At 43.2% G+C, this 22,702-nt stretch carries 23 protein-coding genes; 9 read left to right on the plus strand and 14 right to left on the minus strand.

Going from position 1 to position 22,702, the window contains the following annotated elements:
* Positions 1–30: 30 nt before the first annotated feature.
* From FTV29_RS02890 to slyD, 3 genes are all read left to right on the plus strand, one after another.
* Positions 31–1,344: a D-alanyl-D-alanine carboxypeptidase PBP6B gene (locus FTV29_RS02890; protein WP_005097430.1), complete on the plus strand. Its 1,314-nt coding sequence runs from the start codon at positions 31–33 to the stop codon at positions 1,342–1,344.
* A 243-nt stretch (positions 1,345–1,587) separates the two neighbouring features.
* The gene (locus FTV29_RS02895) at positions 1,588–2,874 is read left to right on the plus strand and encodes an NAD(P)/FAD-dependent oxidoreductase (RefSeq protein WP_180075040.1); all 1,287 of its coding nucleotides are present in this window, start codon (positions 1,588–1,590) and stop codon (positions 2,872–2,874) included.
* A gap of 136 nt (positions 2,875–3,010) precedes the next feature.
* Entirely contained in the window at positions 3,011–3,493 is a 483-nt protein-coding gene (slyD, locus tag FTV29_RS02900; protein ID WP_005097432.1) for a peptidylprolyl isomerase, read from the plus strand.
* Between the two features lie 155 nt (positions 3,494–3,648).
* Here slyD and FTV29_RS02905 read toward each other — a convergent pair whose 3' ends face one another.
* The 5 genes from FTV29_RS02905 to FTV29_RS02925 form a co-directional block, all read right to left on the minus strand.
* Complete coding sequence (locus FTV29_RS02905; RefSeq protein ID WP_159516047.1) at positions 3,649–4,422, minus strand: M48 family metallopeptidase; 774 nt, start codon at positions 4,420–4,422, stop codon at positions 3,649–3,651.
* 112 nt (positions 4,423–4,534) lie between these two features.
* Entirely contained in the window at positions 4,535–4,843 is a 309-nt protein-coding gene (locus FTV29_RS02910) for a hypothetical protein (protein ID WP_074383295.1), read from the minus strand.
* Between the two features lie 159 nt (positions 4,844–5,002).
* Positions 5,003–6,322, minus strand: a complete 1,320-nt coding sequence (locus FTV29_RS02915; RefSeq protein WP_005170258.1) for an adenylosuccinate synthase — start codon at positions 6,320–6,322, stop codon at positions 5,003–5,005.
* A gap of 71 nt (positions 6,323–6,393) precedes the next feature.
* Positions 6,394–7,560, minus strand: coding sequence for an ATP phosphoribosyltransferase regulatory subunit (locus tag FTV29_RS02920; protein ID WP_005170256.1), 1,167 nt, complete (start codon positions 7,558–7,560; stop codon positions 6,394–6,396).
* 208 nt (positions 7,561–7,768) lie between these two features.
* Positions 7,769–8,224: an Lrp/AsnC family transcriptional regulator gene (locus FTV29_RS02925; protein ID WP_004645552.1), complete on the minus strand. Its 456-nt coding sequence runs from the start codon at positions 8,222–8,224 to the stop codon at positions 7,769–7,771.
* Between the two features lie 147 nt (positions 8,225–8,371).
* Here FTV29_RS02925 and FTV29_RS02930 point away from each other — a divergent pair, with 147 nt between their 5' ends.
* Positions 8,372–9,121: an AzlC family ABC transporter permease gene (locus FTV29_RS02930; RefSeq protein ID WP_074383298.1), complete on the plus strand. Its 750-nt coding sequence runs from the start codon at positions 8,372–8,374 to the stop codon at positions 9,119–9,121.
* A complete protein-coding gene (locus FTV29_RS02935) occupies positions 9,118–9,417 on the plus strand; it encodes an AzlD family protein (protein ID WP_005170250.1) in 300 nt (99 codons plus the stop codon). The genes FTV29_RS02930 and FTV29_RS02935 overlap by 4 nt, the downstream gene beginning before the upstream one ends.
* Positions 9,418–9,460: 43 nt before the next feature.
* Here the strand turns inward: FTV29_RS02935 and FTV29_RS02940 are convergent, their stop codons facing one another.
* Both FTV29_RS02940 and gap read right to left on the minus strand, forming a co-directional pair.
* Positions 9,461–9,757, minus strand: a complete 297-nt coding sequence (locus FTV29_RS02940; RefSeq protein WP_180075041.1) for a hypothetical protein — start codon at positions 9,755–9,757, stop codon at positions 9,461–9,463.
* Positions 9,758–9,948: 191 nt separating this feature from the next.
* Complete coding sequence (gene gap, locus FTV29_RS02945) at positions 9,949–10,971, minus strand: type I glyceraldehyde-3-phosphate dehydrogenase (RefSeq protein ID WP_180075042.1); 1,023 nt, start codon at positions 10,969–10,971, stop codon at positions 9,949–9,951.
* Positions 10,972–11,359: 388 nt separating this feature from the next.
* On the opposite strand from gap, the gene alaS reads away from it, so the two are divergent.
* The 3 genes from alaS (at position 11,360) to csrA (ending at position 15,902) form a co-directional block, all read left to right on the plus strand.
* Entirely contained in the window at positions 11,360–14,053 is a 2,694-nt protein-coding gene (alaS, locus tag FTV29_RS02950; protein WP_180075043.1) for an alanine--tRNA ligase, read from the plus strand.
* A gap of 64 nt (positions 14,054–14,117) precedes the next feature.
* On the plus strand, positions 14,118–15,398 hold the full coding sequence (locus FTV29_RS02955; protein WP_005097443.1) for an aspartate kinase: 1,281 nt from the start codon (positions 14,118–14,120) through the stop codon (positions 15,396–15,398).
* Positions 15,399–15,647: 249 nt separating this feature from the next.
* Entirely contained in the window at positions 15,648–15,902 is a 255-nt protein-coding gene (gene csrA / locus FTV29_RS02960; protein ID WP_005097444.1) for a carbon storage regulator CsrA, read from the plus strand.
* 154 nt (positions 15,903–16,056) lie between these two features.
* Here the strand turns inward: csrA and FTV29_RS02965 are convergent, their stop codons facing one another.
* The 3 genes from FTV29_RS02965 to FTV29_RS02975 form a co-directional block, all read right to left on the minus strand.
* Entirely contained in the window at positions 16,057–16,989 is a 933-nt protein-coding gene (locus FTV29_RS02965; RefSeq protein ID WP_005102086.1) for an IS5 family transposase, read from the minus strand.
* A 62-nt stretch (positions 16,990–17,051) separates the two neighbouring features.
* Positions 17,052–17,645: a ribonuclease HII gene (gene rnhB, locus FTV29_RS02970; RefSeq protein ID WP_005170243.1), complete on the minus strand. Its 594-nt coding sequence runs from the start codon at positions 17,643–17,645 to the stop codon at positions 17,052–17,054.
* Between the two features lie 57 nt (positions 17,646–17,702).
* Positions 17,703–18,074, minus strand: a complete 372-nt coding sequence (locus tag FTV29_RS02975) for a hypothetical protein (RefSeq protein WP_005097446.1) — start codon at positions 18,072–18,074, stop codon at positions 17,703–17,705.
* 218 nt (positions 18,075–18,292) lie between these two features.
* Between FTV29_RS02975 and FTV29_RS02980 the strand changes: the two genes are divergently transcribed.
* Positions 18,293–18,844 (plus strand): cytochrome b, encoded by a 552-nt coding sequence (locus FTV29_RS02980; protein ID WP_180075044.1) that lies wholly within the window; start codon positions 18,293–18,295, stop codon positions 18,842–18,844.
* Positions 18,845–18,901: 57 nt separating this feature from the next.
* On the opposite strand, the gene FTV29_RS02985 is transcribed toward FTV29_RS02980, so the two are convergent.
* The 4 genes from FTV29_RS02985 to FTV29_RS03000 form a co-directional block, all read right to left on the minus strand.
* The gene (locus FTV29_RS02985; RefSeq protein ID WP_074383303.1) at positions 18,902–19,246 is read right to left on the minus strand and encodes a hypothetical protein; all 345 of its coding nucleotides are present in this window, start codon (positions 19,244–19,246) and stop codon (positions 18,902–18,904) included.
* Between the two features lie 52 nt (positions 19,247–19,298).
* On the minus strand, positions 19,299–20,300 hold the full coding sequence (locus tag FTV29_RS02990) for an adenosine deaminase (RefSeq protein WP_180075045.1): 1,002 nt from the start codon (positions 20,298–20,300) through the stop codon (positions 19,299–19,301).
* A 76-nt stretch (positions 20,301–20,376) separates the two neighbouring features.
* Positions 20,377–21,699 (minus strand): NCS2 family permease, encoded by a 1,323-nt coding sequence (locus tag FTV29_RS02995; protein WP_005097450.1) that lies wholly within the window; start codon positions 21,697–21,699, stop codon positions 20,377–20,379.
* A gap of 437 nt (positions 21,700–22,136) precedes the next feature.
* On the minus strand, positions 22,137–22,298 hold the full coding sequence (locus FTV29_RS03000) for a hypothetical protein (protein ID WP_005097451.1): 162 nt from the start codon (positions 22,296–22,298) through the stop codon (positions 22,137–22,139).
* Positions 22,299–22,702: the final 404 nt, after the last annotated feature.

Consider the following 22,702-nt stretch of genomic DNA (forward strand, 5'->3'; position numbering starts at 1 on the left):
CAACGCCCGACGGGTTATTAAGGAACATCCTTGAAATACATCATCTCACTGATTGCGGTATTCAGCTTATTTATTTCTGCATTTTCACATGCTGCCTTACTCAACATTCTGCCTGAAAGCGTTGAAGCTGAAGCCTGGACTATTCTGGATTCACAGTCTGGTCAAGTCATTGCAGAGCACAATGCCGACATGCAACGTGCACCGGCTTCACTGACCAAAATGATGGTGGCTTATATTGCATTAAAGGAAATTGAGGCCGGAAAATTAGATAAAAATGAAGTTTTAACTGCCACATCTGTGGTTAAAAATGTCATGTGGGATGAGTCACAGATGTATCTGAAAGAAGGTGATCTGATTACAGTCGATCAGCTTCTGGCAGGCTTGATTATCATGTCTGCCAATGATGCAGCGTTGACGCTGGCTGAGAAAATCTCGGGGAGTGTTCCCCAGTTTGTTGAACGGATGAATCAGGAAGCCAAAGCACTGGGCATGCAGCATAGCAATTTCCAGAATCCGGCCGGCATTACCATGCCCGAGCATTATTCGACTGCTGCCGATTTGGCCCGACTCTCTATGGCGGTGGTGAATGAAACCCCGGATTATCTGTATTATTCCAAACAGCCAAGTTTCACTTATAACCAGCATTTTCATCGTGCCACCAACCGTGTACTTCAGGTCGACCCAAGCGTAGATGGTTTAAAAACCGGTTTTACCCGTGCGGCCGGTTATAACCTGGCGCTGACAGCCAATCGTGTTACAGCAGACTTTGAAATGCCGAAGCGCCGTCTGATTGTGGTAGTGCTAGGCACTAAAAGCGCCACAAAGCGCGCTGAGATATCGCATAAACTGATGAATCTGGCTTATACCTATACCCGCAATGAAGTCGCGATCAAAGATCAGCAACTGTTGGCTGAGTTGCCTGTGATTAAATCCACTTTAAAAATGTTTAAAGTGCAAACCAAGCAGCCGCAGATTATTACTACCTCGCTTTATGATCAGAGCTATAGCATTGACCTGAATCAGTTTGATCAGGCGCATCAGCGTGTCATGCTAAATACAGGTGATGGCGCTTTAAAAAGTATCGAGCCACTTCAAGAAACCCAGACCCATATCAATGTTGAAATGAAGGCATCTGAACTCATTGCGCCTTTAGCCAGCATGATGCCTTTGGCCACGATTCAGATTTATCAAAATAATCAGTTAATTCGCACCATTCAAATTGAAGATCATGTCGAAATTGAAGAAGCCAACCCGTTGCAGAAGTTCTTTAGCTGGCTGCAAGGTTTATTCAGTTTCTTTTCAGACTCAACACCCGGCGTAAAACTGTATCCTCTAGATCAATAATCCTCTCAATATCAAGTAATTCTTTAAGCTAGAAGCGTTGATATAACCTTCTAGCTGATTCATGATCTATCCCAAATGAGGCACCCTGCCCGGAACGCAGCAATTATTACCCGCTCTCACAGAATTGCTACGTTTTGTAATGTGTATAACAATTTTAATCAAGACGCGATTTAGCACATGCCATAGTATATTTTCTCTCTATTTCTCTTATTTTTATTAAAAAAATAAACAGGTTAAGAACGCATGACAGTACATAAAATCGTGATTGTGGGTGGTGGCGCTGGTGGTCTGGAACTGGCGACACAACTGGGTGATAGCCTGGGTAAAAACGGCAAAGCCCAGATTATTCTGGTCGATCAAAAACTGACACATCTCTGGAAACCGCTGCTACATGAAGTCGCCGCAGGTACCTTAAATCCACATCAGCAAGAAACCAATTATTTTGCCCATTCTGCCGCGCATCATTATGAGTTTGTTTTGGGGACATTCACCGGTCTGGATCGCGAAGCGAAACAGATCATCGTCGAAACAGAATATTTCTCTAAAAAGAGTGAGCCCAAGAAAAATCAGCGCATTGGCTATGACACACTGGTACTGGCTTTAGGTTCAACCTCAAATGACTTTAATACCGAAGGGGTCAAACAGTTCTGTCATTTTCTCGACAGCCGTCAGCAGGCAGATATCTTTCAGCAGGATCTGCTGCACCTGTATTTAAATGCTCAACATGAGACTTCAAGCCGTGAGCTGAATATTGCCATTATTGGTGCCGGTGCGACTGGGGTAGAACTGGCAGCGGAGCTGGTAGAAGCCAAACAGAATTTCTTTCAATATGGCTTAAACAAGGTCGATCCCAACAAAGTCAAAATCACCTTGATTGAAGCCGCGGATCGTATTCTGACTGCACTCTCGCCTAAAGTTGCTGCAAATACCATGAAACAGTTAGAACAGTTCGGTATTGAAGTCTTGACCAGTCATCGAGTGGCCAAGGTCGATGAAGACAAGATTTATTTTGCCGATGGTTCCAGTCTGGATGCTGAAATCAAAGTCTGGGCCGCAGGGATCAAAGCGCCGGAAGTCTTGGCACAACTCGACGACATGGAAAAAGACCATATTCATCGGCTCAAAGTTTATGCCACGCTGCAAACCAAATCTGATCCAAGTATTTTTGCATTTGGTGATTGTGCGCATTGCCAGCCTGCGGCAGATCAACCGGTATTAGGGCCGCGTGCTCAAGTGGCCAGCCAGCAAGCCAGCTTTCTGGCCAATGCTTTAAAAGCCCATGTCAATGGAGATAGCTATTTGCCGATGTTTAAATTTTCTGACAAGGGCTCACTGATTTCCTTAAGTCAGAATAAAGCTGTGGGGGAGTTGCTGGGTCAGGTCAATGTGCAAGGCTTTGTCGCCAAAACCATGTATGTCTCTTTATACCGGATTCATCAGGCGACCATTCATGGTTATGCACATGCCGGTATTCTGACTGCAAAAGATTTAGTTACACGAAAAATCTCTCCAAAGCTGAAATTGCATTGAAATTCCAGAATTTGGCCCAATCAATGAAAAAATCGTCAATAAAATTGTCAAATTGCGTTTTTTTGCTAATTTTAGTCTACAAAAATGCAATTTCACTTTATGATGTACCCTTAAAAAATTGAATGGATCAATTCACATGACTGCTATTGCAAATAACCTCGTGGTTTCTTTCCACTACACATTGACTAACGCAGAGGGTGAAACTCTCGACCAATCTCAAGGTGAACCACTTGCCTATTTGCACGGTGCAGGTAACATCATCCCAGGTTTAGAAAACGCGTTAGAAGGCAAAACTGTGGGTGAAAAATTCACTGTTAATGTTCCTGCTGCTGAAGGTTATGGCGAATATAACCCTGACCTCGTACAAGAAGTTCCTGCGCAAATGTTCCAAGGCGTAGACAACATTCAAGCAGGTATGCAGTTCCAAGCTCAAACTGATGACGGCGTGCAAATCGTAACTGTTAAAGCAGTTGAAGGCGACAATGTTGTTGTAGATGCGAACTTCCCGCTTGCTGGTCAAGACCTGACTTTCGAAGTTGAAATTGTATCGATTCGTGAAGCTTCTCAAGAAGAATTAGATCACGGTCATGTACACGGTGCAGGTGGTCACCAGCACTAAGATCTTCTGATCGAGTGTAAAAAAGGCAAAGTGAAAACTTTGCCTTTTTTTATTGCCGCCAAAATATTCATTTTAAAATGGAGAATAAAAAAGCAGGACCATGGCCCTGCTGTTTCAATCCGATCAAGAGATCCCTTTAGAGAATAATCGCTCGATTATTTGCGTTGATTATAAATCTGCATGGCTGCTGGTAACTGTTGACGCATTTGTCCAATACGCTGGCTGTTCGATGGATGCGTAGACAGGAAGGTTGCGCCATTGCTGCCACCGAGTTTGTTCATTTTTTCCCACAAGGTAATCGCTGCATTCGGGTTATAACCTGCACGTGCCATCAGCATCAAGCCACCCTGGTCAGCACGGCTTTCCAGATTACGCGAGTATGGCAGGCCAATCCCGATCTGACTTCCTAATTGCGCTGCTGCTGCGCCACCCTGGCCCACACCAGCTGCATTCAGACCAATGCCTAAAGCCAGGTCGGTGAGCGCCTGGGCACCAATTTTCTGCTTAGAATGCTCTTCTAAGGCATGTACCATTTCATGACCCATAATTGCTGCAATTTCAGCATCGGTCAGATTCAGCTTATTCACAATACCGGTATAAAATACCACTTTACCACCCGGTGCAACAAAGGCATTAACCTGATCGGACTTGAGCACAGCCAATTGCCACTGGAATGCTGTACCAGTCTGGTTCATTTGGTTCGCAATCGGCTTTAAACGGTTAAATACGGTATTAATACGTTTATAGGTCGCTGAACTGGTGTCCAGTTGACCTTTATTTCTGGCATCAGTCACCATAGCATTATAGCTTTGTGTCGCAGATGCATTTAAGGTCGCAGAATCAGCCCCGGCAATATCCGCAATAGTGGTACAACCCGACAATGTCACGGCTGCGGCAGCCGCCATACTCAATAAAAATTTATTCTTCATTATAATCAACTCTACCTTAGCCCAAGCTTAATTTACATTGTAAAAATTATAAGTGAAAGCATACAGGAGCTAAACGCTTAATTACTCCATCTTCTTATAAATTCTGTAATTTTTAAGCCAAGTACTGTATCGCCAACCAATAAATCAGACAGATAATGTTCAAGCCCAGATAAACCTGGCTTAAGGGTTTTATTTTTTGTTCCAGAATTTCATCTTTACGTTTAAAAAATAAATAGGCGTTTTGCAATAAAATAACAGGCACTAGCACACAGGCAATAATGACACTCAGGCCGACCAGTGCATTATAAATAATCTCAGGATTTTGAGTTTGCGCGCGAATAATCATCATAGCGATGGTGGGTGCCCCGCCCATGGCGAACAACAATGAATAAAACATGGTCGCCGATATATTTTTTTGCATCCTTTCGCTCATTTTTTCTTTCTTTATATATGGCTATGTTAAAGCACATTTTGTCACAGCACCGATGCAACTTTAGTCTTGAGCCAAATTTATAGTTTTTGGATATAAAAAACCCATCCGGAGATGGGTTTTATCATTCAAACTTTAATCAAATGAAGATCAAGCATCGAACGGGTGGCGAAGAACGATAGTTTCTTCACGGTCTGGACCGGTTGAAATGATGTCGATTGGACATTCAATCAGTTGCTCAAGACGTTTTACATAGTTCAATGCAGCTTGTGGCAACTGATCCAGCGATTTTGCACCGAAAGTTGACTCAGACCAGCCTGGCATTGTTTCGTAAATTGGTTTTAAAGTTTCGAATGCAAGCGCATCAGAAGAACCGACACAACCAGAATCTGCAGCTTCATAACCGACACAGATTTTCACTTCTTCTAAACCATCAAGAACATCAAGTTTAGTCAGGCAAATACCAGACAGTGAGTTTACATCTACTGAACGACGTAGAATTTCAGCATCGAACCACCCACAACGACGTTGACGGCCAGTAGACGCACCAAATTCATTACCAATCGTACCAAGGTGTTTACCAACCGCATCACCCACATCGTTTGCAGCGTCATAAACCAATTCCGTTGGGAATGGGCCTGCACCGACACGAGTGGTATAGGCTTTGGTGATACCCAGTACATAATCAAGGTGCAAAGGACCCAGACCTGAACCTGAGCTTACGCCACCAGCAGTGGTGTTTGAAGATGTCACATACGGGTATGTACCATGGTCAACGTCAAGAAGTGAACCTTGCGCGCCTTCAAACATGATGTTGTCACCGTTTTTACGGTAGTTATGCAGTTCAGTTGTTACGTCTACAACCAACGGCGCAACAACCTTACGCCATTCGTCGCAAAGTGCCAGTACGTCTTCTAGCTTAACTGCTTCAACACCATAGTATTGAGTAAGCTGGAAGTTATGGTAATCCAGAAGCTCAGTTAACTGGGCAGTAAGATGTTCACCGCCACGTACCAGATCAGCAACACGAACTGCACGACGCGCCACTTTGTCTTCGTATGCAGGACCGATACCACGACCTGTTGTACCAATCTTCGCATTACCACGTTTTTTCTCACGTGCTTGGTCCAGTGCGATGTGGTTTGGAAGGATCAGTGGACAGTTTGGAGAAATACGTAAACGCTCTTTAACAGGAACGCCTTCTTTTTCAAGAATGTCCATCTCTTTGATGAGCGCTTCAGGAGAAAGAACAACACCGTTACCAATTAAGCACAATACGTTTTCACGTAAAATACCAGATGGAATGAGGTGTAAGACAGTTTTCTTACCACCCACCACCAGAGTGTGACCTGCGTTATGTCCGCCTTGATAACGAACGACCGCTGCCGCTTGATCTGTGAGCAGGTCGACGATTTTACCTTTACCTTCGTCGCCCCATTGGGTACCAAGTACCACAACATTCTTGCCCATAATAGCCTCATTGCATCATGCTGTTAAAGTTGAAAGCCCCGCTCAGTGACATGAACACTGAGCCAAGCAATTTAAATCGTTTTGACTGTCCACTCACCATCTACGTTCACCAGCTGGTGCGTCGCATATGGAATTGAGTTTAAATCATCATTACCGAGTAACTGAATTACACTTAAGCCTTGTGCTCGAATACTCTGAATCGCATTCAGAAGTTCTGCATCGACACCTTTAGGTGCAACTACCACGTGTACAGCGTCAAACTGACCTGCGCTTAACGCATATAAGTCACAAGAGAAACCTGTGGCAGGACGCGCACGACCGAAATGTTCACCAATGCCATCATAACGACCGCCTTGTGCCAGTGCTGCTGCACGATTCGGTGCATAGACTGCATACATCAGACCAGTATGATAATGGTATGAACGCAATTCAACCACATCAATCCCAATACTCAAGTTTGGCCAACGGGCTTGAACCTGATCTTTGGTAATTTGTAAGGCATCAAAAGCTTGCTTGAAGGCTGGATTCGCCAACACTTCAGCACTTAAATTTGCCTGTAATGCGTCCAGATCGCTGGCATAGCGGCCCAGTGCATAAAAGTCCTGACCAAATTTCAGTTCTGCCGTAAATTCTTCCAACTCTGGCAAGGCCTTACGTTGGTATAAATCAGACAGTTTACGTTCAGCAACTTTGTTCAAACCTGCTTGAGCCACCAGACTGCGGAATAAGCCGACATGACCCAAGTCCAGATGGATTCCGTCTGCCAGACCTGTTTCCTGAATCAGACTGATCATTAAATCGACCATTTCTACATCGGCATCGATGCTGTCTGAACCAAACAGTTCGGCGCCTAACTGCAAAGGCGCACGCGAGGTATTAAAACCGCGTGGTTTGGTATGCAGAACGGTACCTGCATAGCAGTAACGCGCCACACCTTCCACTGGATGTACATGTGCATCAATACGCGCCACTTGTGGTGTCATATCGGCACGCACACCAAGCAAACGACCAGAAAGCTGATCGATGACTTTAAAAGTGGCTAAGTCTAAATCTTGATTCGATTCTGAGAGAGAAGAGAGAGATTCGATGTACTCAATGAATGGCGTGTACACCAACTGATAACCTCGAGATGCAAGGAAATCCAGTGATTTACGGCGCAAACTTTCAATGACTTGCGCTTGTTCTGGTAATACATCAGCTACACCATCAGGTAATAACCATGTCTCTGAAATGGGCATGTTGTAAACCTAAATTCTTGTCAGCGCGGAACGAATCCGCATAAAAAAATCGGGAGCACACCCGATTTCTCCTAGTCTAGCACGATAGTTTTGGCTGTGCATCGCAAAATTTTATAATTTTTACTCTCTTATGCAATGAGCCACAATTGCGTCAACTATCAGCGTTTTATCGTGTATGACCAACACGCGCTATAAACAAAAAATCATTTTAGACCAATGGCAATGCGGTGGTGCTTTTTACCGTTTGCAATGGAATTTCGGTTTTTACACTTTGGATGCAGGGAATTTGAGTCAAATGATGAATCTGAAATTTACGATAGGCATCCAGATCGGCCACCACAATTCTTAAAAAGAAATCACAATCTCCCGCCATTAACTGGCATTCCACCACTTCCGGCATCTCCTTGATGGCTTCAACAAATTGATCGACCACGGCGGCTTCTTGAGATTTAAGCCAAACCCGTGCAAATACACTCATTGCCAGATTGACTTTTTGCGGATTGAGTAAGGCGACATACTGCTCAATGACCCCATCATCTTCTAGTTGCTTGACTCTTCTTAAACAGGGGGACGGCGACAAGCCAATTAATTGAGCCAGTTCATTATTTTGCAATTTTCCGTTCTTTTGCAGTTCATGCAAAATGCGTTTATCAATTTGATCCATCTTGTTACTTTAGTATTTAAAACCCCTTTAAGCCAATTTAGCGCAATTTAATTCCAAATCAAATTTAAATTGCATGCACTACAACAGCAAATAGCCCGATTATCGCTATAAAATACGGTTCAATATTGAAGTCCTCAGGTCACTGACATGCTTTTGCTCAGACAAAGCAGCACGCCCGCGCTCGCGCATACAGATTTCAGCGAATTTCAGCGCGGTATGAAAGATTCTATTCCTATGCTTTTAGGAATTATTCCCTTTGCTTTGGTGCTAGGTGCGACTGCGATTCAGAAAAATTTCAGTGTGCTGGAAGTGCCTTTGCTGACTGGACTCAATTTTGCCGGCGGTTCTGAATTTGCCATTCTGGAAGTCTGGACCAGTCCACCCAATTTATTCATGCTGCTGTTTATTACCTTTTTGGTGAATAGCCGGCATTTGCTGATGGGTGCAAGCCTAGTCCCGTATTTAAAACATCTCCCGAATCGCAAAGTATTGCCGGCCCTGTTTTTTATGGTTGATGAAAGCTGGGCCTTAAGTCTGGCGGATGCGCAAAGAAAACAGGCGCAGTGGGGTTATCGGGCTGCTTTTAGCATGCCCTACTATGCCGGTTTATGTTTCTGTCTTTATCTGATGTGGGTCGGTTTTACCACACTGGGCGCGATGCTTGGACCTGTTTTAGGCGATATCAACCGCTGGGGCTTTGATATGGCCTTTCCTGCTGTATTTCTGGTGTTGATGCGAAGCATGTGGAAAGGCTTGAGTGCAGCCCGGCCATGGCTAGTAAGCCTGATCTGTGCTGCCCTGGCTTATTTATATTTGCCTGCTGGCTGGTATGTGCCGATAGGTGCCCTAGCCGGCATTGTGTCTGCTTTTTTCTTGATTGGTGAGGAGGAAGCATGATTGAGATGAGTACATTACTGGCCATCCTGCTGATTGCGGCAACCACCTATCTGACCCGGATTCTGGGCTATGTCTTATTAAAAAATAAAACGCTGACACAACGTCAGCGTAAAATCATGGACGTTGTGCCCGGCTGTGTCCTGATTTCAGTCATCGCACCGTATTTTGTACGCGACAACCCTGCAGATCTGATCGCTTTGGCTTTAACCCTGTTTGCCGCTACGCGTTTTGGCTTGCTCCCCACAGTTGCCATCAGCATGGTGTCTGCAGCCGTCTTAAGAACTTTTCTTGTCTAGCCCTCAAACAGAATCCTTTATATGATTTCTAAAGGGATTCTGTTTATTTCTGTGGGTCTACGACCTTGGTGAGCAGGCTGACCAGCTCTGCATTTTGCAACTCGACCTGCTGCAGTTTGGTTGTAGTCTGATCCAGCACTTCCTGCTGTACATGCATTTTTTTAGCCAAGTCCTGCATGATTTCCAGGGTCTTTTTTAAATTTTCTTCCAGATGCGCGACTTTCTCTTCTACCGGCACGCCCTCCATGACACCTGAACCATCATTCTGATTGAACTGCAGCCAGATTAGAAAAATCACTGCCAATGTGAGCAGTATAATAAATCCCCAAACCAACATCATATGCTTGCTCTTATTTCATTTTATTGGCTTTATCTTAACGAAAAATCATGCAGATGATGCAAATAATTCAAACACTCGCGCTGCTTTTCGATCAATTACGCGCAAATTCTATCAAAACAACGCATATCAAGAATGTTTAAAGCAAAAAAAGCACCGTATATCGGCACTTTTCAGGCTTAGCAAAGTCAAACTTAATGAAAAGATTCACATAAATCCAGCAAGCGGTTGGCATAACCCCATTCATTGTCATACCAGGCAAAGACCTTGGCCTGTTGCCCCACCACTAGGGTTTGGGTCAGGTCAACGATCAAGGAATAAGGGGAATGATTAAAATCACTCGACACCAAAGGTTCATCCGTTACTGACATGATTTCGGCAAAATCCTGTCGCGCCGCCTTAATTAACACTTCATTCAGTTTGTGATCGGTAATCGGTGACTGGGAAACAAAGGTCAGATCAATTGCTGCGACATTAATGGTCGGCACCCGAATTGAATAACCGTCAATCCGATCTTCCATTTTTGGCATAACCCGCTTTAATGCACCCAGCGCACTAGATGTGGTGGGAATAATATTGTGTCCTGCTGCCCGTGCACGACGCAGATCGCGATGCGCCTGATCCAGCACAGATTGATCTGCGGTCACCGCATGGATTTCGGTCATTAACGCACTGCTGATGCCAAAAGCATCATCGAGGATTTTGACCAGCGGTACTAGGGCCTGAGTGGTACAGGACACACTGGAAATGATCTGGTCGGTGGCTTTAACGTCGTGATGATTGATACCATACACAATCGCAGCATCGACAGTATCAAAGGGTGCTGCTCCAATAATCACCCGTTTCGCCCCTGCCTCAATATGCTGGGTCGCAGCTGCACGGGAACGGAACAGCCCGGTACATTCCAGCACTACATCTACTTCAAGTTTTTGCCAGGGAAGCTGCGCCGGGTTGGCTTCACACAAAACCTGAACTTTTAAGCTGGCATCCTGATAGCTGAGATGCAGATAAATATGTTCGGCATCATAGCTGACGTCTACCTGTCCCGGAAAACGGCCATGGGTTGAGTCATATTTAAACAGATGAATTAAGGTTTCAACATCAGCAATATCGTTAATGGCAACGATTTCAAATTTAAAATCTTTCGGATTTTCAAACCAGGCACGCAATACATTACGTCCAATACGCCCAAATCCATTGATTGCCACTCGTTGCATGACTCAACCTTTTATATGCCTATTTTAAAACTCCTCTATGTTAAAGGATTTCTTGCGCAGTACATGAAAAACTTCAGTGAAAATATTGATTTTCGATTATTTTATTTCTGATACATCGCCCAGTATTCAGATCTTTTAAAATTCTGATGCTGTGTAAATAGATGGATATAACCGAATTGTTCTGAATAGAAAATTCATTTTATGAATTCAGCACTAAACCCGAGTCAATAATTCCTTGGCAATTGGTTTTAAAATGATTGGTGCATACCGCTTTTTCCGTTATAATTTGGCGTTTTAAATTTTTAAGCCCCGCATTGCAGCAGAGCTCTCATGTGCTTGTCAGACTGTGGTGTTTTAGCCAAATCGGAAATTATGGAGTGACTTGGTTGTGAGTACTCGTTTTATGACATCAGCTGAAATTCGTGAAGCATTTTTGCGTTACTTTGAATCGCAAGGGCATACACGTGTCGCGTCGAGTTCACTAGTACCCGCCAATGATCCAACTTTACTGTTCACCAATGCGGGTATGAACCAGTTTAAAGATTGCTTCTTAGGTCTAGAAAAACGCGATTATGTCCGTGCCGTATCATCACAAAAATGCGTACGTGCAGGTGGTAAACACAACGACTTAGACAACGTCGGTTATACCGCGCGTCACCATACCTTCTTTGAAATGTTAGGTAACTTCTCGTTTGGTGATTACTTCAAACGTGATGCAATCAAATTTGCCTGGGATTTTTTGACGGGCGATGACTGGCTAGCGCTACCTAAAGATAAGCTTTATGCCACTGTTTATCATACCGATGACGAAGCATTCGACATCTGGAACAAAGAAATCGGCCTAGATGTATCTCGCATTATCCGTATTGGTGACAACAAAGGTGGTCAATACGCATCAGATAACTTCTGGGCAATGGGTGACACCGGTCCTTGCGGTCCATGTTCTGAAATTTTCTTTGACCATGGCGATCACATCTGGGGTGGCCTGCCGGGCACACCTGAAGAAGATGGCGACCGTTTCATTGAAATCTGGAACAACGTTTTCATGCAGTTTAACCGCACGAGTGATGGCGTACTTCATCCGCTTCCAGCGCCTTCTGTAGATACTGGTATGGGCCTTGAGCGTATTTCTGCAGTTTTACAGCATGTGAATTCAAACTACGAAATTGATTTGTTCCAGCACTTACTCAAATCTGCGGCTGAGATTATTGGTCTAGACACTACTGCACTTGAAGCTGAAGCGGCTGAAAAAGGCACACCTGTACAATACCCTGCTTCACTTAAAGTGGTTGCTGACCATGCACGTTCATGTTCATTTTTAATCGCTGATGGTGTTAATCCTTCAAATGAAGGTCGTGGTTATGTACTGCGTCGTATCATCCGCCGTGCAGTGCGTCACGGTAACAAACTGGGTGCGACCGGTTCATTCTTCCATAAAATGTTGCAGCCGCTTATTGAAGTGATGGGCGAAGCATATCCAGAACTTGCAGCACAACAAGCACGTATCGAAGCTCAACTGCTCAAAGAAGAAGAACAATTTGCCAAAACACTTGAGCAAGGTTTGAAATTGCTTGAAGGCGAATTGGCACAGTTAAAAGGCTCTGTGATTCCGGGCGAAGTGGTTTTCAAACTTTACGACACTTACGGTTTCCCGACGGACTTAACTGCGGATATCGCACGTGAACGTGACTTAAGCATTGACGAAGCTGGCTTTGAAGTTGAAATGGCAGCACAGCGTCAACGTGCGCGTGATGCAGGCAAATTCGCAATCGACTACAACAGTGTTGTCAAAGTTGAAGGCGAAACTCAATTTGATGGTTATGATGCAACTGCAGGCGAAGGCCAAATCATCGCAATCTATAAAGATGGCGAGCAAGTAGATGAAGTCGTTGAAGGCGACGAAGCTTTAATCGTACTCAACCAGACCCCTTTCTATGCAGAAAGCGGTGGTCAAATCGGTGATACAGGTATTTTCAAAAACGATACCGGGATTTTCGAAGTTCAGGACACGAAAAAATCTGGTGGTGCATTTGTACACCAAGGCATCGTGACCATGGGTAGCTTAAAAGCAACCCAATCTGTTGAAGCGACTGTGAAAGCAGACATCCGTGCAGCAACTGCGCGCAACCACTCTGCGACTCACTTGTTACATGCTGCGCTGCGTCAAATTCTGGGCTCACATGTACAACAAAAGGGTTCATTGGTCGCATCTGATGTGTTACGTTTTGACTTTGCCAATGATCAACCGGTTAGCTTTGAACAGCTGCAAGAAATTGAACGTCTGGTCAATGCTGAGGTGATTGCTAATACGGCTGTTTCTACTGAACTTCTCGACATCGAATCTGCCAAAGCCAAAGGCGCGATGATGCTGTTCGGCGAAAAATACGGTGACGAAGTACGTGTATTGTCGATGGGTTCAGTGATTGAAGAGAAAAATTTCTCCATCGAGCTTTGCGGTGGTATTCACGTAAAACGTACCGGTGACATCGGTCTGTTCAAGATCATTTCTGAAGGTGGTGTTGCAGCAGGTATACGTCGTATTGAAGCAGTGACAGGCACTAAAGCAGTTGAAGTTGCACAAAAAGCCGATCGTGACATCAATACGATTAACGGTTTGCTCAAAGCGCAAAAAGACCAGACTTTAGAAAAAGTTGAAGCGTTAGTTGATACTGCATCGAGCTTGCAAAAACAGATCGAACAACTGAATCAGAAACTTGCTAGCCTGCAAGCCGGTGAACTTCTAAGCCAAGTTCAAACCATTGCAGGTCGTGCAACCTTGATTACAACCGTTGAAAATATGGATGCGAAAGCACTACGCAACCTGCATGACGGTGTGAAATCAAAATTAGAAAATGCAGTCATTGTGCTTGCAGGTGTAGAGGGTGACAAGGTGAGCTTGATCGCATCTGTAGCAAAAGACTTTACTGCATCTATAAAAGCGGGTGACATCATCAAACATCTGGCAACTGAGCTGGGTGGTAAAGGTGGTGGTAAACCTGACTTGGCACAAGGTGGCGCGCCACTTAACGAGAAGTTTGCTCCGGTGATGGCAGATTTAACTGCCTGGCTGGCAGCAAAATAAAACTTCAATTTTGTGTAACTGACCCTGATAGGACTATCAGGGTCATGGCTTATATGGAACAACTATGGCACTAATCGTTCAAAAATATGGCGGTACCTCTATGGGTACTCCCGAGCGCATTTTAAATGTTGCTCGTCGTGTGAAACGCTGGCATGACCATGGCCACAAGGTGGTTGTGGTTGTATCAGCGATGAGTGGCGAAACCAATCGTCTGCTTGCTCTCGCGAAAGCCATTACCGAAACCCCTGACCCACGTGAACTAGACCAGATGGTCTCTACGGGTGAGCAGGTTACGATTTCTATGTTAGCGATGGCGCTCAACTCTATTGGCGTTGAAGCAAAATCACTGACAGGTCGCCAGGTTGGCATGAAAACCGACAGCTCATTCAATAAGGCACGTATCGAATCAATTGATACTGAAGTCCTGAACTCGAATCTGGATGCTGGCCGTGTACTTGTAGTTGCAGGTTTTCAGGGTTTTGACGAGCATGGCAATACCACCACTTTAGGCCGCGGCGGTTCTGATACTTCAGGTGTCGCGATTGCTGCTGCACTAAAAGCCGATGAATGCCAGATTTATACAGACGTTGATGGCGTGTATACCACTGATCCACGTGTTGCACCCAAAGCCAAGAAAGTTGATCGTATTTCCTTTGAAGAAATGCTTGAAATGGCGTCACTGGGTTCAAAAGTCCTGCAAATTCGTGCAGTTGAATTTGCCGGTAAATATCAAGTACCTTTACGCGTATTATCCAGCTTCGACAATGACAATGATGGTGCATTCGACGAAGAATTTAAGCAAAACGTGGGTACACTTATTACGACTGAATTGGAAGACAATATGGAACAGCCAATTATCTCCGGTATCGCATTTAACCGTGACGAAGCAAAATTAACGATTTTAGGTGTACCTGATGAACCGGGCATCGCCTCTAAAATTTTGTGCCCGATTGGTGATGCCAATGTTGAAGTGGATATGATTATCCAGAACGTTGAAGAAGATGGTACGACTGATTTTACTTTTACAGTCAACCGCAGCGAATTGAACAAGGCCAAAGCCATTCTCGAAGCAACCGCTCAGGAAATTGGTGCACGTGAAGTCGCTACCCGTTCAGATATCGTCAAAGTTTCTATCGTCGGTGTAGGCATGCGTTCACATGCAGGTGTTGCAAGCAAAATGTTTACCGCACTGGCAGCTGAAGGTATTAACATCCTGATGATCTCTACTTCTGAAATCAAAATTTCAGTGATTATTGAAGAAAACTATCTGGAACTTGCAGTTCGTTCACTGCATACCGCCTTCGGTCTAGATCGCGAACAAGGTGAATCAAGCGTACGCGCTTAAGAGGAATGACAAAATATTGTCATTGTTTGACAGTATTCTATAAATCTCTACAAAAATTCAGAGCCACTATAGTTTTTTTTATAGTGGCTCTGTTATATTAAGCCTGAGGATTTTTAAAAAACTGAGATAGATTAAAATCTTTCACCCAGATGACAGAATTTCTATCCAGATTTTATTTTTTAATTTTTGGTTGTGTTTTTGTTTTATATTCAATAGATTGCAGGTTTTGCATTTTGCAAGGAGAGAAACATGCTGATTTTGACTCGACGTGTCGGGGAAACTTTAATGATTGGAGACCAAGTCAGCGTGACTGTGCTTGGTGTAAAAGGTAATCAGGTTCGTATTGGGGTCAATGCTCCGAAAGAAGTCTCTGTGCACCGTGAAGAGATTTACCAGCGTATCCAGCATGAACGTGCAATGCATGAACATCTTCAGCATATCGATCAGGATTTCCAACCTTCGTATGAAGATGAAAACCAAACACAAAATAACTTTAACCGTTAATTTTTGTGTAAATCATAAAGCGGCTTTGAAGCCGCTTTTAATTGATCTATACTTTAATGAATACACATTTCAATATTCAGAACCTTTAAATTAAATAAGAATGGCTTTGTTGCACAAAGATTTAAAAAATAAAATACCCCTAAGTGACTCAAATTTAAGGCACAACTCGGGTAAGTGGTCGACCTAATTCCGTAAATCTGTTAAGGACTGCTACACGTGCATGGATCTCATTCACTTGGCTGTCAAAATTCCTAGCACTGAGTTTATCGCCTAATAACTTGATGCAATGCATCTTAGTTTCAACCAAACTTCGCCAATGATAGCCTGACCATTTTTTCCATAGTGTCCTGCCTAAACGTTTAACTGTTCGAAGTAATTCATTTCGCGCTAGCGAACTGATCTTTGTATCTTTCCATGGTTTCGCATTTTTTCTAGGTGGAATCACCGCATGCGCTTGCCGATCTGCAATGACCTGACGGCATTGCTTGGTGTCATAAGCTCCATCGGTATAAACAGAATCAATCTGCTCATCTTGTGGAATCTGATCAAGTAAATCACCAAGTACCTGTGAATCACTAACATTATTGGTTGTGAGCTGAATAGCGCGTATTTGCAGGGTTTTAGCATCTATACCAATATGTAATTTACGCCATTGGCGACGATATTCAGGCTGATGTTTCTTACGCTTCCATTCACCTTCACCTAAAAATTTTAAACCCGTAGAGTCGACGAGTAGGTGTAACCCATCACGACTTTTCTGATAGCTTATCGCAATATCAATATGCTTTTGTCGTCTACAGAGGGTGGAGTAATCTGGTGCTGTCCAATTCAAGCCACAGAGTTTAATCAGGCTTTGAGCAAAGCCAGTGACCATACGCAAAGAAAGACGGAATAGAGATTTGATCATTAAACAGCATTGAATCGCTGTATCGGAATAAGTTTGATTTCGTCCTTGTTTGCCTTGTGGTTGTGCATACCATTGGGTCTTCGGATCAAACCAGATTGAAATATTCCCTCGCTTGATTAAAGCACGATTGTAGGATGACCAATTTGTTGTACGGTAGATTTTAGATGTAGGCTTCTTCATCTGGAAATTATATTGCTGAAGAAGCCTTCAAGAATAGCTTTGTGCAACAAAGCCAATAAGAATTAAAGTTCTGCGCCCTGCTGTTCCAGCAATGCTGCAACTACCTTTTTTACCGGCCCAAAACTACGACGGTGCTCATCAATCACCCCATGCAAGGCAATCGCTTCAAAATGTGCTTTGGTTGGATAGCCCTTGTGCTTGGCAAAACCAAATTGTGGATGCTTTAGATCCATCTCAATCATTTGATGATCACGGGTAACTTTGGCCAGAATACTGGCAGCAGAAATTTCTGCATGCAAAGCATCGCCACCAATGATCGCGTCACAGCTCATCGTTAGCCCCTGAGGGACTTTATTGCCATCGACCAGCACATGCTCAGGTTGAATCGCTAAAGCTTCTACAGCACGGCGCATTGCCAGTAAGGATGCCTGCAGAATATTATGCTCATCAATTTCTGCTGCTGACGCCTCAGCAATTGCCCAAGCCAGCGCTTTTTCCTGAATTTCGATAAAAAGTTTTTCACGTTTCTTTTCAGTCAGTTTTTTAGAGTCATTTAAACCTTCAATCGGGTTATTTGGATCTAAAATTACCGCGGCCGCCACCACTGAACCGACCAGCGGTCCACGCCCTGCTTCATCTACACCAGCAATTTTCATGTCATTTCCCATAAAAAATAGGCTGAACCTGTCAGCCTATTTCAATTTAATCCTGGCTTAGTTTACAGCTTCAGCCACACAAGCGTTAATGGTTTTTGCAACCACATTGCCCACGATTGTGGTACGTGCCACCGGATCAATCGCAGCAGTCGCCAAATCAACCGCTGTCACATTTTGCGGTGCTTTTTCGCTGACACAGCCACAAATTTCAGACTGGATATTTTGCTTTTGTGTTGTGGTCATTAAACGTGTTGCCGTTTGCCACGCTGGAATATTATTCAGTTCAGTGGTGCATTTTGCATTGATCGCGATTTTAAGCGCAGTGCCGCCCAGTTGTTGAGTGGTACTTGGCGCCTCAGAAGTGCCTGTCGCTGTACACGCTGATAAAACCAGAGTCAGTGGCGCAAGTACAGCCAATAATTTTTTCACAGATATATTCCTTATTCATTCATAGATGAAGACTGTCGCTATTGTGCCGAAATTCACCTGAATAAGAAATCTAAAAATCACTAAGCATGTTTAATCTACAGCCAACCAATTTAATAGATGTTGCATGAAAGCCACCATAGCGTTGCAGATTTGGAATTGCTGAATTGATTCACCCTTTGCTAAGGTTCGGCCTTATTGAAGAGCAACGGAATATCTAGATGAATAAATCACTGTATTACACACGAACAGCGCAATGGCTGCATTGGATCATGGCGGTTATTTTTATTGCGGCCTGGCTCATCGGTTTTTATAGTGGTAATTTTTTAAGTTATGACGTTGATGGCAGCTTTAAGGGTGATGTGATTTCACTGCATAAAAATATTGCAACCACCATTATTTTCCTGCTCGTTGTTCGAATTTTCTGGCGCTATACCCATCCTGCACCGTCACTGCCTGAGAGTATGTCACCGCGGATGAAAACGTTGGCACATGCTGGTCATCTGGCGCTGTATTTCATGCTGATTGCCCTACCCCTTACAGGTTGTTTGTATAGTTGGAGTTTGGGTTATCCAGCACCGGTGCTGTATTTATTTAACCTGCCACCCCTCATTGCCGAAAACTCGGCTGTGACCGCTATTGTTAAGCCCTTGCATATCTGGCTTTCCTGGGCAGTCGGCATTCTACTGGTTGGCCATATTGCCGCAGCCTTTAAACATCATTTTATCGATAAAGATCATGTATTAAAAAGTATGACCCAGCAAGATAAATAATTAGACCATTAATATGGGCTAAATAATGTTTCCAGTCTGTGCTTGCAGACTGTTTTATTAAATAAATTCCTTGAGACAACTTCTGAGACTGTTTGCAATCGCTTTTTGCGTCAGTTCTTTTTTGGCTGCTTCATCAACTGTGGCTTTTAACAAAGTTTTGGCAGGCACATCTTTTAACGCATGCTCACCTACACATGAACACACATTTTTCTCAAGTTCAACTTTACTGGTGTCCTGCATTAAGTAGGTCGAAACTTTCCAAACTTTGGAATTTTGCAGCTCTTTACTGCATTGATATTCAATCAAAGGTTTTAAAGTACGTTGTGTCAATGTCATATCCGCACTAGAACAGGCAGAAATCAACAATATGCTGAGGAGCAGAATTAAACTTTTCAATTTCATATTGGCCTATAAAAATGATAAAGGCAGAGCGAACTCTGCCTTTTGTAAAAACTTAAACCAAGGCACGGATCTGGTTGATCCATTTCTCTTTTTCAGCCTCTGGAATAAACGACGCTTCAAAGGAGTGCATTGCCAACTGCTTTAATTCCTCGTTACTCAAGTCTAGCGCTTCAGCAATGGCAATAAAGTTGTCATTCATATAGCCACCAAAATAGGATGGATCATCTGAGTTGACTGTAACATGGACACCCTGCTGCAAGAGACGACGGATATTATGCTGCTGCATATCCTCGACCACACAAAGCTTCAGATTTGACAGCGGGCACACCGTTAAGGGCATTTTTTCGCGAATCAACCGTTGCATTAACTCAGAATCTTCTTCTGAACGCACCCCATGATCAATACGATTAACTTTCAGCAAATCCAGAGCTTCCCAGACATATTCTGCCGGGCCTTCTTCGCCCGCATGTGCTACGACCAAGAACCCTGCTTCACGCGCTTTGGCAAAGACACGTTCAAATTTAGAAGGTGGATGCCCGACTTCACTTGAATCCAGACCAATCGCAATAATCTGGTCTTTATAGGGCAATGCCTGCTCCAGCGTTTCAAAGGCCGCCTCTTCACTTAAATGACGCAGGAAACACATGATCAAATGTGAGCTAATTCCAAGCTTGGCCTTGGCATCATCGCAGGCTTTTTGCAGGCCATTGATGACGGTCGCAAAAGCAATTCCACGGTCGGTATGCGTTTGCGGATCGAAGAACATTTCTGTATGCACCACATTGTCTTCGGCACATTTTTCAAAATAGGCCCAAGCCAGGTCATAAAAGTCCTGTTCATGGATCAGTACATTGGCCCCGGCATAATAAATATCCAAGAAGGACTGAAGATTATGGAAATTATAAGCCTGCTTAACTTCCTCGACAGATTTATACGGGATGGCAATCTGATTACGCTGAGCGATTGCAAACATTAGCTCAGGCTCAAAAGTGCCTTCAATATGAACATGAAGCTCGGCTTTTGGCAAAGCGCGAATCAACTCAAGACGGTTCATCACTTCTCCTCGTGAAACCTTTAAATAATAAAAAAGGGCGCAAACTCAGTTTACACCCTTTCTGAATGTAGAAAAATTAGCCACCAAACAGTGCGAATTTAAGCGTCCATAGAACAGCAATAATCCAGACCATATACGGTACAGTCGCAGCCTTACCAGTCAACAACTTGATCAGTGCATAGCTGATAAAGCCCATCGCAATACCATCCGCAATCGAATAGGTAAATGGCATAAATACGATGGTTAAAAATGCCGGTACTGCCTCAGTAATATCTTCCCAGTCAATATGGACGATACCCTGAATCATCAACACACCAACAAATAACAATGCTGGCGCAGTGGCAAAACTCGGAACTGATTGTGCAAGCGGTGCCAGAAATAAACAGGCAATAAACAGCAATCCAACCACCACGGCGGTTAGACCGGTACGGCCACCTGCTGCCACACCCGCAGAAGATTCAATATAAGGCGTAGTTGAAGAAGTACCCAGTGCCGCACCAGCAACAATCGCTGATGAGTCAGCAAATAAGGCTTTCTTCAAACGTGGTAATTTCCCGTCTTTTAACAGACCTGCACGATGCGAAACACCGACCAACGTTCCGGTAGAGTCAAACAGATCGACCAGGAAGAAAACAAAAATCACCCCAATTAAACTGGCAGTAAAGAGGCCTTCAAAATCCATTTGCATGAATGTTGGAGCCAGCGATGGAATATGACCCACTACACCCTGGAATTCGTTATAACCTAGTGCCGTTGCAATGGCAGTCACCACCAGAATACTGATGATAATCGCACCACGGACTTTAAACTGGTGCATTACCACAACCAACAAAAAGCCAAAAAGTGCTAATAATACAGAAGGTTGTTTCAGATCACCCAAGCCCACCAGTGTGGCTGGATTATCCACAATAATTCCGGCATTTTTCAGTGCAACCAATGCCAGGAACAAGCCAATACCACCACCAATCGCGAGCTTGAGCGACATTGGAATTGCATTGACAATGGCTTCACGTATTTTAAACAGGCTAATGGCAATAAAGACCAGACCTGAAACAAAAACTGCACCCAAGGCGGTTTGCCAAGGCACCCCCATTCCCAGACATACAGAATAGGTAAAGAAGGCATTTAAGCCCATGCCTGGTGCCAGCGCAATTGGATAATTCGCAATCAGGCCCATGACTAAACAGCCAATCGCAGCTGCAAGACAGGTTGCTACAAAGACAGCCCCATGATCCATCCCTGTTTCGGACAAGATCATTGGATTGACAATAATGATGTAACACATGGTTAAGAATGTAGTTACACCAGCCAGAACTTCTGTACGGAAACTGGTTTTGTTTTCACTCAGTTTAAACAGACGTTCAAGCATATTTTCTGAAGATGGATTAGGAGTCGTCATGACCTAGCCCCTATTGAGTAAACTTTATGCTTCAAGCACGCCGTCAAATAAATGAAATTTCACAAAAAATTCATTTATTTTGAGGATGTGTTAGCAACGAATATGCCAGTATAGCCATTTGACGGGTTCAAATGTTTGAACAGCTTACAGCCCCAGGGCTATGCTATAAAAACCCCAAAAAATCTAAACAAAAAAGCTGCATAACTTTTATGCAGCTCTATTTAATGATATAAATCAAATGCTTAGAAAGATGAAGTTTGCTTCATCTTTATAGGTGGCAAATTATAACACATTGATTTCTGATTGCTTCTTTGATTTTATACTTTATTTAAAATCAATCTATTTAATTCGAATATTTTTAATATTTTATTATATTTATTATTGAGTTAATTTTATTAATTACGCTAAATTGAAAAAAAAGAAAATTGATGCATGTGTTAATGTCGATGCCGATTAGAGTCTAACAATTTGCTGGAGTCACGCGCTTCATTCAAGACATGACGGATTTTTTCGTATTTTCTGATTTCTGCCTGTTTATGCACGCAGAATCCTAATACACTGACCATTAACACAAAAACAGGAATAGCATGTATTTTCATTTTTATTATTCTGCTTTGTAACACTGTGCAATTATGCTAACAAAAAACCTAATAAACTTGTGACTTACTTTACATTTAACCCGATAGAATGCACTTCTTAAACCGTTTAGCGATATTTTTCTATCGTTTTATTTATTATTACTTAATTAATTTTTCATTCTTTCTCAAAAAATCTCTTGCGCTAAATACTCCCCAAAGTTAATAAATTAAATATTTGAATATTAAATACTTATTTATTTAAATAAAAATTTCTATTGGAAAGAAAAATATAAAAATTAATGAAAATTCCCTGATTTAAAATATATTAACTTGAGCTATTTTATTCAGCTTTTCCCAGAAATATCAGTTTCAATTTTCTGTAAAAAACAATTCAATAGATGAGATTTTACGCATTATTTCAATGA

The organism is Acinetobacter sp. YH12254, assembly GCF_013417415.1.
GTDB lineage: Bacteria > Pseudomonadota > Gammaproteobacteria > Pseudomonadales > Moraxellaceae > Acinetobacter > Acinetobacter pseudolwoffii.

Excerpts from the sequence above, each read along its gene's own strand:
- FTV29_RS02895 (WP_180075040.1), top strand. The coding sequence starts at position 1,588 with ATGACAGTACATAAAATCGTGATTGTGGGTGGTGGCGCTGGTGGTCTG.
- slyD (WP_005097432.1), top strand. The coding sequence starts at position 3,011 with ATGACTGCTATTGCAAATAACCTCGTGGTTTCTTTCCACTACACATTG.
- FTV29_RS02905 (WP_159516047.1), bottom strand. The coding sequence starts at position 4,422 with ATGAAGAATAAATTTTTATTGAGTATGGCGGCTGCCGCAGCCGTGACA.
- FTV29_RS02910 (WP_074383295.1), bottom strand. The coding sequence starts at position 4,843 with ATGCAAAAAAATATATCGGCGACCATGTTTTATTCATTGTTGTTCGCC.
- FTV29_RS02915 (WP_005170258.1), bottom strand. The coding sequence starts at position 6,322 with ATGGGCAAGAATGTTGTGGTACTTGGTACCCAATGGGGCGACGAAGGT.
- FTV29_RS02920 (WP_005170256.1), bottom strand. The coding sequence starts at position 7,560 with ATGCCCATTTCAGAGACATGGTTATTACCTGATGGTGTAGCTGATGTA.
- FTV29_RS02925 (WP_004645552.1), bottom strand. The coding sequence starts at position 8,224 with ATGGATCAAATTGATAAACGCATTTTGCATGAACTGCAAAAGAACGGA.
- FTV29_RS02930 (WP_074383298.1), top strand. The coding sequence starts at position 8,372 with ATGCTTTTGCTCAGACAAAGCAGCACGCCCGCGCTCGCGCATACAGAT.
- FTV29_RS02935 (WP_005170250.1), top strand. The coding sequence starts at position 9,118 with ATGATTGAGATGAGTACATTACTGGCCATCCTGCTGATTGCGGCAACC.
- FTV29_RS02940 (WP_180075041.1), bottom strand. The coding sequence starts at position 9,757 with ATGATGTTGGTTTGGGGATTTATTATACTGCTCACATTGGCAGTGATT.
- gap (WP_180075042.1), bottom strand. The coding sequence starts at position 10,971 with ATGCAACGAGTGGCAATCAATGGATTTGGGCGTATTGGACGTAATGTA.
- FTV29_RS02955 (WP_005097443.1), top strand. The coding sequence starts at position 14,118 with ATGGCACTAATCGTTCAAAAATATGGCGGTACCTCTATGGGTACTCCC.
- csrA (WP_005097444.1), top strand. The coding sequence starts at position 15,648 with ATGCTGATTTTGACTCGACGTGTCGGGGAAACTTTAATGATTGGAGAC.
- FTV29_RS02965 (WP_005102086.1), bottom strand. The coding sequence starts at position 16,989 with ATGAAGAAGCCTACATCTAAAATCTACCGTACAACAAATTGGTCATCC.
- rnhB (WP_005170243.1), bottom strand. The coding sequence starts at position 17,645 with ATGAAAATTGCTGGTGTAGATGAAGCAGGGCGTGGACCGCTGGTCGGT.
- FTV29_RS02980 (WP_180075044.1), top strand. The coding sequence starts at position 18,293 with ATGAATAAATCACTGTATTACACACGAACAGCGCAATGGCTGCATTGG.
- FTV29_RS02985 (WP_074383303.1), bottom strand. The coding sequence starts at position 19,246 with ATGAAATTGAAAAGTTTAATTCTGCTCCTCAGCATATTGTTGATTTCT.
- FTV29_RS02990 (WP_180075045.1), bottom strand. The coding sequence starts at position 20,300 with ATGAACCGTCTTGAGTTGATTCGCGCTTTGCCAAAAGCCGAGCTTCAT.
- FTV29_RS02995 (WP_005097450.1), bottom strand. The coding sequence starts at position 21,699 with ATGACGACTCCTAATCCATCTTCAGAAAATATGCTTGAACGTCTGTTT.
- FTV29_RS03000 (WP_005097451.1), bottom strand. The coding sequence starts at position 22,298 with ATGAAAATACATGCTATTCCTGTTTTTGTGTTAATGGTCAGTGTATTA.